Origin of the sequence: Aquisalimonas lutea, assembly GCF_030409225.1 — a bacterium.
Lineage (GTDB): Bacteria > Pseudomonadota > Gammaproteobacteria > Nitrococcales > Aquisalimonadaceae > Aquisalimonas > Aquisalimonas lutea.
Map to the genome: position 1 here is coordinate 480096 of NZ_JAUFPK010000005.1, position 12186 is coordinate 492281.

Sequence of the window (12186 nt, forward strand, 5' to 3'; positions counted from 1 at the left end):
ACCCGGCATGGTGACGATGGCATAATACCCCCAGCCAGAACCGGTCCGGGAGGAGTCCATGCGCCAGTGGTACGCCGTTCAGTGCAAGGCGCAGGAGGATGCGCGGGCCGAGGAGCACCTCGGCAACCAGGGCTATCCGGTGTTTCGTCCCATGCTGCGCCAGCGCCGGCGCCGAAGGGGCCGCATGACCACGGTCACGGAGTCGCTGTTCCCGCGGTACCTGTTCGTGGAGCTGGACGACGTCACCGAGAACTGGGCGCCCATCCGTTCCACCCGCGGGGTGCTGGGGCTCGTACGCTTCGGTACGTATCCGGTGCCGGTGCCGCCGGCGGTGGTCGACGGCATCCGTGCCCGCATGAGCGCTGAGACCGGCTGCATCGATCTGACGGCGTGCACCGACTACCGGCGCGACCAGCCCGTGCGCATCACCGAGGGGCCCTTCGCCGGCCACCAGGGACTGTTCCAGGGGCGCACCGGCGAGGAGCGCGTGGTGGTCCTGCTGGAGATCATGCATCAGTCCCAGCGCATCTCCCTGCCCGAGGAGGCGGTGGAGCAGGGATCTACTTGACGCGCATGCCCGGCCGGGCGCCGGAGTCGGGCTCCAGGATGAAGATCTCGTCACCGCCCGGGCCGGCCGCGAGCACCATGCCCTCGGAGACGCCGAAACGCATCTTCCGGGGCGCCAGGTTGGCGACCATGACCGTGAGCCGTCCCTGCAGGTCCTCGGGTGCGTAGGCGGAGCGCAGGCCCGCGAACACGGTGCGCGTCTCGCCGCCCAGGTCCAGGCTGAGCCGAAGCAGCTTGTCGGCGCCGTCCACCCGGGCGGCCTCCCGGATGCGGGCCACGCGCAGGTCCACCCGGGCGAAGGTGTCGATGTCGACGGTGTCGCCGATGGGGTCATCCGCCAGGGGGCCGCTCGTGTCGGGTGCGTCCGTCTTCGGTGCCAGGGTCTCCCGCGATTCCTCGATCATGGCGTCCACCTGGGCGCGTTCCACCCGCGTGGCCAGGGGCTGGAAGCGGTTGATGGCATGGTCCAGCAGCGGCGCCTGCACCGACTGCCAGTTCTGCTCGTCCACGTTCAGGAAGGCTTCCGCCCCGGCAGCGATGCCCGGCACCACCGGCTTGAGGTAGACCATGAGCACGCGGAAGAGATTCAGCGTCTGCGTGCAGATGGCCTGGACCTGCGGCAGGGTGGACTCGTCCCTGGCCAGCACCCAGGGCTGCTCCTCGTCGAAGTACTGGTTGGCCTGGTCGGCCAGCGCCATGATCTCGCGCACCGCCCGGGAGAATTCCCGGTTCTCGTAGGCCTCGGCGATCTGCTCGCCGCGGGCGACGAACTCCCGGTAGATCTCCGGGGCGGGCAGCTCCCCGGCCAGGCGCCCGTCGAAGCGCTTGGTGATGAAGCCGCTGCTGCGGCTGGCGATGTTCACCAGCTTGCCCACCAGGTCCGAGTTCACGCGCTGGGTGAAATCGTCCAGGTTCAGGTCCAGGTCGTGGACGTTGCTGCCCAGCTTGGCCGCCATGTAGTAGCGCAGGTACTCCGGGTTCAGGTGATTCCGGTAGGTGTGCGCCATGATGAACGTGCCCCGGGACTTGGACATCTTGGCCCCGTCCACGGTCATGAAGCCGTGGGCGCAGATGCGCGTGGGCTTGCGGAACCCGGCACCGTGGAGCATGGCCGGCCAGAACAGGGCATGGAAGTAGACGATGTCCTTGCCGATGAAATGGTACAGCTCGGTGTCGGAGTCGGCGTCCCACCAGGCGTCGAAGTCCTCGCCGTGGCGCTCGCACCAGTTGCGGAAGCTCGCCATGTAGCCGATGGGGGCGTCCAGCCAGACGTAGAAGTACTTGTCCTCGGTGCCCGGGATGCGGAAGCCGAAGTAGGGAGCGTCCCGGGAGATGTCCCACTCGCGCAGGCCTTCCTGGAACCACTCCTCGAGCTTGTTGGCGACCTCGGGCTGGACGTGGCCGCTGCGCGCCCAGTCCTTGAGCATGGTCTCGAAGTCCTGGAGCCGGAAGAAGTAGTGCAGCGACTCGCGCTCTTCCGGGGTGGCGCCCGAGATCACGGACACGGGGTTGATCAGGTCCGTGGGCGTGTACGTCGCCCCGCAGGCCTCGCAGGAGTCCCCGTACTGGTCCGCGGCGCCGCAGCGGGGGCACTCTCCCTTGATGTAGCGATCCGGCAGGAACATGCCCTCGTCCGGGTCATAGGCCTGCTTGATGGTGCGGCTATCGATGTGTCCCGCTTCGCGGTTGCGCTCGTAGATGAGCTCCGAGAGCTCCCGGTTCTCCTGCGAATGCGTGGTGTAGTAGTTGTCGAAGCCGATGCCGAAGGCGGCGAAATCGTCCTGATGCTCCCGCCCGATGCGCTCGATCAGCTCCTCCGGCGTGATGCCCAGCTCCCGCGCCTTGAGCATGATGGGCGTGCCGTGGGCGTCGTCGGCGCAGACGTAGATGCAGCGGTTGCCGCGGAGCTTCTGGAAGCGCACCCAGATGTCGGTCTGGATGTACTCGACCAGATGGCCGAGGTGGATCGGCCCGTTGGCGTAGGGCAGGGCACTGGTCACCAGGATGTTGCGTTGCATGAAACCTCGGTCGGTTGCGGCGCGTTGCTGTTGTGCTTGACCGGGATTATGCCAGATCCGGCCCCGGTTGTTGGGTGGCGTGCCCCTGCCGTCCGGGGTGTGGCGTACAATGCGGCCCCGGACGTTGAGGAGCTGCCGCCATGGAGACCCGCCACGAGTTCATCGCCACCTGCCCCGGCGGCCTGGAAGGCCTGCTGGCGGCGGAGCTGGAAGCCCTCGGCGCGGACGACGTGGCGCGGCGGCAGGGCGGGGTGGGGTTTGCGGGGCCGCTGGAGGTCGCGTACCGCGCCTGCCTGTGGTCCCGCGTCGGCAACCGGGTGCTGCTGCCCCTGGCCCGCTACGCCGCGGCGGATGCCGAGGCGCTGTACGCGGGCGCACGGGAAGTCCCGTGGCCCGAGGTGGTGGTGCCGGAGGCCACGGTCGCGGTGACCTTCGGCGGCGTCCGGCCGGCGGTCGCCCATACCCACTACGGCAGCCTGCGCGTCAAGGATGCCCTGGTGGATTGCTTCCGCGAGGCGACCGGGCGCCGGCCCGACGTGGACGTCGAGCAACCGGGCGTGCGGGTGCACGCCTACCAGGTGGGCGAGGCGGTCACCCTGTCCCTGGATCTCTCCGGGGAGAGCCTCCACCGGCGGGGCTACCGGCGGCCGGGGGTGGCGGCGCCCCTGAAGGAGAACCTGGCGGCGGCCATGCTCCTGCGCGGGGGCTGGCCGGCCATCGCCCGGGACGGCGGCGCGCTGGTGGATCCGTTCTGCGGCTCGGGCACGCTGGTCATCGAGGGGGCGCTGATGGCCGGCGATGTCGCGCCGGGGCTGTTGCGCTCCTACTGGGGCTTTCGCGGCTGGCGGGGCCACGACGAGGCATGCTGGCAGGGCCTGGTGGCGGAAGCGCGGCAGCGGCGCGAGCACGGGCTTCAGCACCTGCCCGCCATCGCCGGCTACGACCGCGACGCGCAGGCGGTGCGCGCGGCGATTCGGGCCGTGGCGGATGCCGGGCTCACCGGCAGCGTGCACGTGGAGCGCCGCGAGCTCGCGGATGCAGCGCCCCCGGGCAGCCGGTCGGCGGCCGGGCTGGTGGCCAGCAATCCGCCCTACGGCGAGCGCCTCGACAGCGACCCCAGCCTGGTGCCGCTGTACGCCCGTTTCGGCGAGATCCTGCGCCAGCGGTTCCCGGGCTGGCAGGCCGTGGTACTCAACGGTGCCGGTGCCGAGCTCGGCCTGCGCCCGGACAAGAGCTGGACCGTGCGCAACGGCCCCATCCTGTGCCGCCTGGAGCGATTCGTCATCGCCGCCGGCGGCGACGAGGCAGGTGCGGCGGCGGCCGAGCCCCTGACCAACCGCATCCGCAAGAACCGTCGCCGGCTGCGCTCCTGGCTGAAGCGCTCCGGGGTGAGCTGCTACCGGGTCTATGACGCGGACATCCCGGAGTACGCGCTGGCCGCCGATGTCTACGACACGGTGGAGGAGGGGCCGTGGCTTCACGTCCAGGAGTACGCCCCGCCGCGCTCGGTGGATCCCCGGGATGCCGCCCGGCGCCTGCGCCAGGCCATGGCCGCGCTACCCGAGGCCAACGGCGTGTCGCCGGAGCACATGGCCCTCAAGGTGCGGGCGCCGCAGAAGGGGCTTGCCCAGTACCGGCGTCAGGGCCATGAGGGACGGTTCCATACCGTGGAGGAGTACGGCGCCCGGCTGCGGGTGAACTTCACCGATTACCTGGATACCGGACTGTTCCTGGATCACCGCCCGGTGCGCCAGTGGATCCGTGACAACATCGCCGGCGGCAGCTTTCTCAACCTGTTCGCCTATACCGGTGCGGCCACGGTGCACGCCGCCCTGGGCGGGTCGCGGGAGACCACCAGCGTGGATCTGTCCGCCACCTACCTGGACTGGGCCCGGAGCAACCTGGAGGCCAACGGGCTGGCCGACGACGCGGCCCACGAGCGGGTGCGCGCGGATTGCACCGAGTGGTTGCGCAAGGCGGCCGGGGAGCGCGCGCGCCAATACGACCTGATCCTGCTGGATCCGCCGAGCTTCTCCAACTCCAAGCGGATGCAGGGCACGTTGGACGTCCAGCGGGATCACGCCGATCTCATCCGGCTGGCCGTGCAGCTCCTGGCCGACGGCGGCGTGCTCGTATTCTCCACCAACCTGCGCCGTTTCCGCCTGGAGGAGAGCGCCCTGGAGGACCTGCGCGTGAGCGATTGCACGGACTGGTCGATCCCGCCGGATTTCCGCCGCAACCGGCGCATCCACCATTGCTGGTTCATCCGCCGCTAGTGTCCTGTAACCCGGGTGCGCTTGCCTAGGCCATGTCGAGCTTGGAGCGCGCCTGCTCCAGGCCCAGCTCGGTGTCCTCCACGTACACGGACACCTGCGTCCCCCGGGTCGAGTTGTCCAGTACCTGGTAGTCGAGGCGCTCGAGATCGCCGACCAGGATGTCTCCCACGGCCAGCGCGTCCTCTTCCATGACGCCCATGACGGTGTATTCGCCGTGCTCGGTCTCCACGGCCACCAGGGCGTCGTCGGCATTGATCAGGGCGACGGTTCCGTGCATGCGCTTCCCCTCCCACGGCGGCCCGGCGCGTCCCGCGGAACGGTAGACGCAACACCAGCCGCGCGGACAAAACTTGGGTTACAGGACACTTGAGTTAACCTTACGATGCCGGCCGGCACAGGTCCAGTCGTCCCGATCGGCGGTCCCCGGCACGGCGATCGGTGGCCGGGGGCGTCAGCCGCCGCCCGGATCCTCACGCTGCCGCCGCCACTGCTCGCGGATGCGCTCGACGCGCGCCTCCCAGCGCTCCAGGGCGTCCTCGTAGAGCTCGAAGACGCAGGGCTCGCAGCCGCTGTTGCAGCACTCCGACGGGTCCGGCGGCTGCGGCGGCGGCGGCAGGCGGGGGCCGTCGTCGTGCTCCGGGTCACTCATGGCGTTCTCCTCCGGCGGGTCGTTGGCGACCGCACACACCGGGCGGTACAATCCGCCCTTTACGCGGTTGCAGGGCCTTCGGCGTGGTTCGACCCGCAGGCCACGGCCGTATTCTCCCGGGGGGATGGGGATGGCAGTCAAATCGGACAAGTGGATCCGGCGCATGGCCGCCGAGGGCATGATCGAGCCCTTCGAGCCCGGTCAGGTGCGGGAGACGGCGGAGCGCGGCCGCATCATCTCCTACGGCACCTCCAGCTACGGCTACGACGTGCGCTGCGCCGACGAGTTCAAGATCTTCCACAACATCAACTCCGCCATCGTCGACCCCAAGAACTTCGACCAGAACAGCTTCGTCGACGTGAAGTCGGACGTGTGCATCATTCCGCCCAACTCCTTCGCCCTGGCCCGCACCGTGGAGTACTTCCGCATTCCCCGCACGGTACTGACCGTGTGCCTGGGCAAGTCCACCTACGCCCGCTGCGGCATCATCGTCAATGTCACGCCGCTGGAGCCCGAGTGGGAGGGCCACGTCACCCTCGAGTTCTCCAACACCACCCCGCTGCCGGCGCGCATCTACGCCAACGAGGGCGTGGCGCAGATGCTGTTCCTGGAGTCGGACGAGGTCTGCGAGGTCTCCTACAAGGACCGCGGCGGCAAGTACATGGGCCAGAGCGGCGTGACTCTGCCGCGCTCCTGAGACCGCGCGGGGTCACGCCGGCAGCGGTTCGCCCGCGTGCAGGCGCAGCGGCGCGGCCATGGGGCGACCGTCCAGAATGACGCGCTCGCCGGCGAGCTCCAGCCGGCCTTCGGCGAACCACCGCACCACCAGGGGGTAGATCCGGTGCTCCTGCACCTGCACCCGGGCGGCGAGGGCGTCCGCCGTGTCGCCGGGCCGGACCGCGACGGCGCCCTGGGCGATGACCGGGCCCGCATCCAGGGCCGGGGTGACGAAATGCACGCTGCAGCCGTGCTGGCTCTCGCCCGCCTCCAGTACCCGGCGATGGGTGTGCAGGCCGCGGTGGGCGGGCAGCAGCGACGGATGGATGTTGAGCATGCGTCCGCGGAAGTGCTCCACCAGGCCGTCGCTGAGAATGCGCATGAATCCGGCGAGAACGACCAGCCCGGCGCCATGGGCCTCGATGCGCTGGCGCAGGGCGGTGTCGTAGGCCTCCCGCGACGGGTAGGCCTGGTGGTCCAGGACCTCCGCGGCGATTCCGGCCTCGCGCGCGCGGGCGAGGCCGCGGGCATCCGCGCGGTTGCTGATGACGGCGCACAGATCGGCGGGGAGGGTGCCGGCGTCGCGGGCATCGATCAGCGCCTGCAGGTTGCTGCCGCCGCCCGAGATCAGCACCACCACGCGGGCGGGTGCGGCGGTCATCGGCCCTCCGTGAACCGCACGCGTTCGCCGTCGTCCGGGGTGTCCTCCAGGTAGCCCAGCGTCCACGCCTGCTCGCCCAGGCCCTGCAGCGTATCCAGGGCGCGCTCGCGGTGGTCGGGCGGCACGCAGATCACCATGCCGACGCCGCAGTTGAAGGTCCGGTACATCTCGCGCTCCGCGATGCCGCCGGCGTCCCGGAGCCACTGGAAGACCGGCGGCCAGCGCCAGCTGGTGGTGTCGACCACCGCGGCGCAGGGGGCCGGGAGCGTCCGCGGCAGGTTCTCGGTCAGCCCTCCGCCGGTGATGTGCGCCATGGCGTTGATCGGCACCTGGCGCTGCAGCGCCGCCACGGCCCGGGCGTAGATGCGCGTGGGCTCCATGAGGGCCTGTCCCAGCGTGCCCTCGCCCAGGCGGTCGTCGGGGCGCGCGCCGCTGTCTTCCAGCACGCGGCGGATCAGCGAGTAGCCGTTGGCATGGGGGCCGCTGCTGGCCAGCGCGATCAGCGCGTCTCCGGGCTGTGCGCTGCTGCCGTCGATGATCTCGTCGCGCTCCACGGCGCCGACACAGAAGCCGGCCAGATCATAGTGGCCCGCCGCGTACATGCCCGGCATCTCGGCGGTCTCGCCGCCGATCAGCGCCGCGCCGGCCTGCTCGCAGCCCCGGGCGATGCCGGTCACCACGGCGGCGGCGACGTCCACGTCCAGCTTGCCCGTGGCGTAGTAGTCCAGGAAGAACAGCGGCTCGGCGCCGCAGACGATGATGTCGTTGACACACATGGCCACCAGGTCGATGCCGATGCCGTCGTGGCGTCCCGTCTCCACCGCGAGCTTGAGCTTGGTGCCCACCCCGTCCGTGCCCGAGACCAGTACCGGTTGCCGGTAGCGGTCCGCGGGCAGGGCGAACAGTCCCCCGAATCCGCCCAGGCCGCCCACCACCTCGGGGCGCCGGGTGCGGGCGACCGCGGGGCCGATGCGCTCCACCAGGCTGTTGCCGGCGTCGATGTCCACGCCGGCATCGCGGTAGGTCAGCCCGTTGTCGGTGTCAGGCGGATCGGAGGCCAATGGCGAATACTCCCCGGGTTGCGCGACGGCTCAGGTTCGGGACGGTATGGTAGCGGATCCCGGCGCCCGGAGCACCCCGGGGGCGTTCGCGCGAGGGCGCGACATGCTATGGTTGCGTGACGAATGGGGCCCGCCTCCCGGCGGGGCCAAACGGCACGAGGAGTCTGCGGAGACGGTATGCGCAAGCGGTTCTGGTGGGCGGTGTTCCTTTGTCTGGTCCCGGTTCTGGCGTCCGGTGCCACCGGGTTGTTCGACGTGCGCCTGGACGTCGACGATCAGTCCGCCGAGCAGCGCGAGGCCGCGGTGCGGGAGGGCCTGCGCCGGATCGTCGCGCGCCTGACGGGACGCGAGTCCCCCGAGGACGAGCAGGCGCTGGGCGCCCTGCTGGACAACGCCGACCAGTACGTCCAGCAGTACGGCTACAACGATACGGACGACGGCGTCGAGCTCCGGGTCCGCTACGACGGCCCGGCGCTCCAGGATGCCCTGGTACAGCGCGAGGTTGCCCTGTGGCCCGTGGACGGGCGTCCCCGTACGCTGGCGTGGGTGGTCGTCAATCGCGGCGGCGAGCGCCGGATCGTCAGCAGCGAGGACAGTCCCGAGCTGCGCCGCGTCCTGTGGCAGAGCGCCGCCGACGCCGGTCTGCCGCTGCTGTTTCCGCTGATGGACCTCCAGGACCAGCAGGCAGTGTCCACCTCGGATCTGTGGGGCGGCTTCCGGGAGCCGGTCATGGAGGCGTCGCGTCGCTACGACGCCGAAGGCGTGCTGCTGGGCCGGGTGGACCGTCGCGGCGACACCTGGCGCAGCCGCTGGACGCTGTTCTGGGATGGCGAGAGCTACGACTGGACGGTGGAGCAGGGAGAGCTGGAAGCGGCTCTCGAGGTCGGCGTGGACACGGGTGCGGTGCGGCTGGCAAGGCGCTACGCCCGGGTGCCGGATCCGGACTCGGTCGGGCGGGTCACGCTGCGAGTGCGGGACGTCGGGGGGCTTGACGCCTACGCGCGCGTGGAGTCCCATCTGCGCGGCGTACGCGATGTCGAGGCGGTGGAGGTCCTGCGCGTGGCCGACCGGGCCGTGGACTTCCGGCTGCGCATCCGCGGCCTGTCGGAGCAGGCCCTGGAGCGCCTTCGCGACAGCCGCATGCTGACCGAGACGGAGCGGGAGCGTGCCGACGCCGCGGCGGAAGACGCACTGTCGGGGGTGCGCCCGGACTATGTCTTCCGCTTGAGCGCCACCGGCGGCGAGGGCTGAGGCCTACCAGCTGTACCCGGCGGTGATCACGTAGGCGGTGCTCGTGCGCTCATTGTCGCCCACGGGCTGGCTCTCGTAGTCCACGTTGGCCTGAACGGTGCCCGTGATCCCGGCCGCAATGGGAAAGCGCAGGCCGGTGCGGGTGGTGATCACCACGTCGTCGGTGTCATCGACGTTGACCAGTCCTTCCTGGGTATGGAACAGCCGTAACCCGTCGCCCGCCAGCCGCTCCTCGTAGTCCAGCGCCCAGCGGCCCGCCGGATTGCTCTCGCTGCCGTCGCTGTAGTAGTCCTCGTTGACGTAGCTGATGCCCAGCTCGCCGGAGAGCTGCCGGCGATCCGTGTCGAAGACCTGGTAGCCGAGGCCGACACCGAAGGACGAGCGCAGGCGCAGATCGCGGAACTCGTCCCGGGCGAGGCCCACGTTGGCATTGACGTACGTCCGTTCGGAGACGAAATGGTCGTAGCGGATGTTGCCGGCGGCGTTGTCCTCGGTTTCTTCGCCGTCATCCTCCGCTTGGTTGAATTCGCCGTTGAAACGGAGCCGATTGACCTCGGTGCGGACCGTGGCGGCCGCCTTCCCGTTGATGCTGCGGCGCTGGTCGTTGCCGCCGGTCAGGCGCATGCCGAGGCTGATGTCGCCGCTGGTGCGCACGGCGGGGCGCACGGGTGTCTCCGGCCCGGTTCCCCGGGTGATGGCCGTGACAGGGAACACCAGCGGCTCGTCGAAGGACTCGCTCTGCAGCCGGATGGTGCCGTCCGCCGACGCCACGCTGCGCCCGCGGACCTGGGTGCCGTCTTCCATGAGCACCTGGATGGCGTCATCGGTGCGCAGCTGCGCAACCGCGGCCAGTGGTACGGACAGCGCCTCGTCGGTGGTGTCGGGGCGGAACGTGAGCCGGTCATCGTCGATCTCCACGAAGGTGCCGGTGATCCGGTCGCCGTTGTCCAGCAGCAGCGTGTCGGCCGGGGCCGCCGTCGGCAGGGCCAGGGCGAAGAGCAGGGCAAGGGCGCGTGGCAGGCGAGGTCTCATGCAAACGTCTCCCGCGATTCCGGTATCGGCGGTCTGCAACGGGCCGGGAGTCTACGCAACGTAGCGAGCGGACGCGACCCGGCCCGGCTCGCGCTTGCCCGGCGCTGCGGGTAGAATTCCGCTTACCACCCGTGCGCGGAGGTTAGCGTGGGCCCGTCATCGCCGGAACCCGTACAGCTCCCCCTGGGCATCCGCTGGGAGGACGCCGCCAGCCTGGCAAGCTTCCATCCGGCGGGCAATGCCCGCGCCCTGGCGGCGGTGGAGCGCCTGCTCGCCGGCGAGGAGACCTGCGTCTACCTCCATGGCCCCGGTGGCACGGGCAAGTCCCATCTGTTGCAGGCCGCCGCCCGCGCCGGCAGCGAGCGCGGTGATCCGGTCGCCTATCTGCCCCTGTCCGAGCGGGCGTCCCTGCGCCCGGAGATCCTGGAAGGCATGGAGCGGCTGGATCTCCTGGCCCTGGACGATCTCCACTGCATCGCCGCTGACGCGGCCTGGGAGGAGGCGCTGTTCCACGCGTTCAACCGTATGCGCGATGCCGGCACGGCCCTGCTGCTCAGCGCCGCCGATCGCCCCGACGCAGTGGGCCTGGTCCTCCCCGACCTGGTGTCGCGACTGCAGTGGGGATTGCGGGAGCGCCTCCGTCCCATGGACGACGACGACAAGCTGGCGGCGCTGCGCCACCGGGCCCGCCTCCGCGGGCTGGAGCTGCCCGCCGAGGCGGGCGCCTACCTGCTGCGGCGCCAGCCCCGGGACATGGACTCGCTGTTCCGGCTCCTGGATGTCCTCGACCGGGCGGCCCTTGCCGAGCAGCGGCGTCTGACGATCCCCTTCCTGCGGCGGGTGCTGGCGGCCGACTGAGTCACGGCCCGTCAGCGGGTCCTGCGCAGGCGAATGACCGCCAGGCAGCCCGTGAACAGCGCCATGCTGAGGACGATCTCCGTCACCGCCAGCCAGCCGGACTGCCCGGGCGAGCCCGCCAGCGCGGCACCGTGGACGAAGTAGGCCAGCGATACCAGGCTGGTCCAGGCCAGGGTATAGTTGCGGGCGTGCAGGATGCCGCGGACACCGATCACCAGCGGGGTGGCGGTGATCAATGCCAGGGGGGCGATCAGCCCGGGCTGCGGCGGGGCCAGCCAGGTCAGCCAGCTCAGCACCAGGGCCAGCAGTCCCAGGTGCGCGGCGACGGTGACGCCGTGGGCCAGGGATACCGGTCTCATGCGCGCCGGCCCCGCTCCAGCGCCACTGCTGTGTCGGCCAGGCGCCGCCCGAGCGCCCGGCAGAGCCGTTCCTCCTCCTCGGTGTGCGGACCCTGGCCGTCCGCCCCGGCCACGTGGCTCGGCCCGTAGGGCGTGCCGCCGCTGCCGGTGCTGGTGAGCTCCGGCTCCGTGTAGGGCAGGCCCATGAGCAGCATGCCGTGGTGCAGCAGCGGCATCATCATGGTGACCAGCGTGGTCTCCTGGCCGCCGTGAAGGGTGCCGGTGGAGGTGAACGCCGCCGCCGGCTTGTCCGCCAGCGTGCCGCTGAGCCACAGCCCGGAGGTGCCGTCCAGGAAGTGCTTGAGCGGGGCGGCCATGTTGCCGAAGCGCGTAGGGCTGCCGAGGGCCAGGCCGTGGCAGTCCTCGAGGTCCGCGAGCGTGGCGTAGGGCGGGCCGGAGGAGGGCACCGGCGGCTCGCTGGCCTCGATGGTCGTGGACACCGCGGGCACGGTGCGGACCACGGCCTCGGCCTCGGCGTGGCTTTCGACGCCGCGCGCGATCTGCTCGGCCATGTGCCGGACGGCGCCGTGGCGGCTGTAGAAGAGGACCAGGATTCGGGACATGGCAAGCGTCTGACGCGGTCTCTCGGGCGGCCGGCGGTGACCGGCATTGTACGGCAACGGCGCGGTCCCGGGAATGACGCCCGCCGCCGGGGGTGTCAGACTGGATCCGTGGCGTTCGTTCAGGGGAGGCCGTCG

The 12186-nt window shown here is 70.8% G+C and carries 13 protein-coding genes; 5 read left to right on the plus strand and 8 right to left on the minus strand.

All coding sequences use genetic code 11. The features are described from left to right. The first annotated feature begins 58 nt into the window (after positions 1–58). Positions 59–568, plus strand: a complete 510-nt coding sequence (gene rfaH, locus QWY84_RS16515; protein ID WP_290203999.1) for a transcription/translation regulatory transformer protein RfaH — start codon at positions 59–61, stop codon at positions 566–568. On the opposite strand, the gene metG is transcribed toward rfaH, so the two are convergent. After that, positions 561–2642, minus strand: a complete 2082-nt coding sequence (gene metG / locus QWY84_RS16520) for a methionine--tRNA ligase (protein ID WP_290204061.1) — start codon at positions 2640–2642, stop codon at positions 561–563. The two genes, rfaH and metG, sit on opposite strands and share 8 nt — an antisense overlap. A gap of 83 nt (positions 2643–2725) precedes the next feature. Here metG and rlmKL point away from each other — a divergent pair, with 83 nt between their 5' ends. Then, positions 2726–4861 (plus strand): bifunctional 23S rRNA (guanine(2069)-N(7))-methyltransferase RlmK/23S rRNA (guanine(2445)-N(2))-methyltransferase RlmL, encoded by a 2136-nt coding sequence (gene rlmKL / locus QWY84_RS16525; RefSeq protein WP_290204000.1) that lies wholly within the window; start codon positions 2726–2728, stop codon positions 4859–4861. A gap of 25 nt (positions 4862–4886) precedes the next feature. Here the strand turns inward: rlmKL and QWY84_RS16530 are convergent, their stop codons facing one another. After that, positions 4887–5138, minus strand: coding sequence for a hypothetical protein (locus tag QWY84_RS16530; RefSeq protein ID WP_290204001.1), 252 nt, complete (start codon positions 5136–5138; stop codon positions 4887–4889). 174 nt (positions 5139–5312) lie between these two features. Then, positions 5313–5510, minus strand: a complete 198-nt coding sequence (locus QWY84_RS16535; protein WP_290204002.1) for an oxidoreductase-like domain-containing protein — start codon at positions 5508–5510, stop codon at positions 5313–5315. 130 nt (positions 5511–5640) lie between these two features. On the opposite strand from QWY84_RS16535, the gene dcd reads away from it, so the two are divergent. Next, positions 5641–6207, plus strand: a complete 567-nt coding sequence (gene dcd / locus QWY84_RS16540) for a dCTP deaminase (RefSeq protein WP_290204003.1) — start codon at positions 5641–5643, stop codon at positions 6205–6207. A gap of 12 nt (positions 6208–6219) precedes the next feature. On the opposite strand, the gene purN is transcribed toward dcd, so the two are convergent. After that, on the minus strand, positions 6220–6888 hold the full coding sequence (gene purN / locus QWY84_RS16545) for a phosphoribosylglycinamide formyltransferase (protein ID WP_290204004.1): 669 nt from the start codon (positions 6886–6888) through the stop codon (positions 6220–6222). Then, a complete protein-coding gene (gene purM / locus QWY84_RS16550; RefSeq protein WP_290204005.1) occupies positions 6885–7949 on the minus strand; it encodes a phosphoribosylformylglycinamidine cyclo-ligase in 1065 nt (354 codons plus the stop codon). Before purM ends, purN begins: the two co-directional genes overlap by 4 nt. A 177-nt stretch (positions 7950–8126) precedes the next feature. Here purM and QWY84_RS16555 point away from each other — a divergent pair, with 177 nt between their 5' ends. Then, positions 8127–9200 carry a DUF2066 domain-containing protein gene (locus tag QWY84_RS16555; protein ID WP_290204006.1) on the plus strand — a complete coding sequence of 358 codons (1074 nt, stop codon included), beginning with the start codon at positions 8127–8129 and terminating at the stop codon, positions 9198–9200. A gap of 3 nt (positions 9201–9203) precedes the next feature. On the opposite strand, the gene QWY84_RS16560 is transcribed toward QWY84_RS16555, so the two are convergent. Continuing rightward, on the minus strand, positions 9204–10232 hold the full coding sequence (locus QWY84_RS16560; protein WP_290204007.1) for a DUF481 domain-containing protein: 1029 nt from the start codon (positions 10230–10232) through the stop codon (positions 9204–9206). Between the two features lie 147 nt (positions 10233–10379). Here QWY84_RS16560 and hda point away from each other — a divergent pair, with 147 nt between their 5' ends. Beyond that, a complete protein-coding gene (gene hda, locus QWY84_RS16565) occupies positions 10380–11090 on the plus strand; it encodes a DnaA regulatory inactivator Hda (RefSeq protein ID WP_290204008.1) in 711 nt (236 codons plus the stop codon). Positions 11091–11101: 11 nt separating this feature from the next. On the opposite strand, the gene QWY84_RS16570 is transcribed toward hda, so the two are convergent. Next, a complete protein-coding gene (locus QWY84_RS16570) occupies positions 11102–11449 on the minus strand; it encodes a DUF2069 domain-containing protein (protein ID WP_290204009.1) in 348 nt (115 codons plus the stop codon). Further along, complete coding sequence (gene wrbA / locus QWY84_RS16575) at positions 11446–12051, minus strand: NAD(P)H:quinone oxidoreductase (protein WP_290204010.1); 606 nt, start codon at positions 12049–12051, stop codon at positions 11446–11448. Before wrbA ends, QWY84_RS16570 begins: the two co-directional genes overlap by 4 nt. Between the last annotated feature and the right edge of the window lie 135 nt (positions 12052–12186).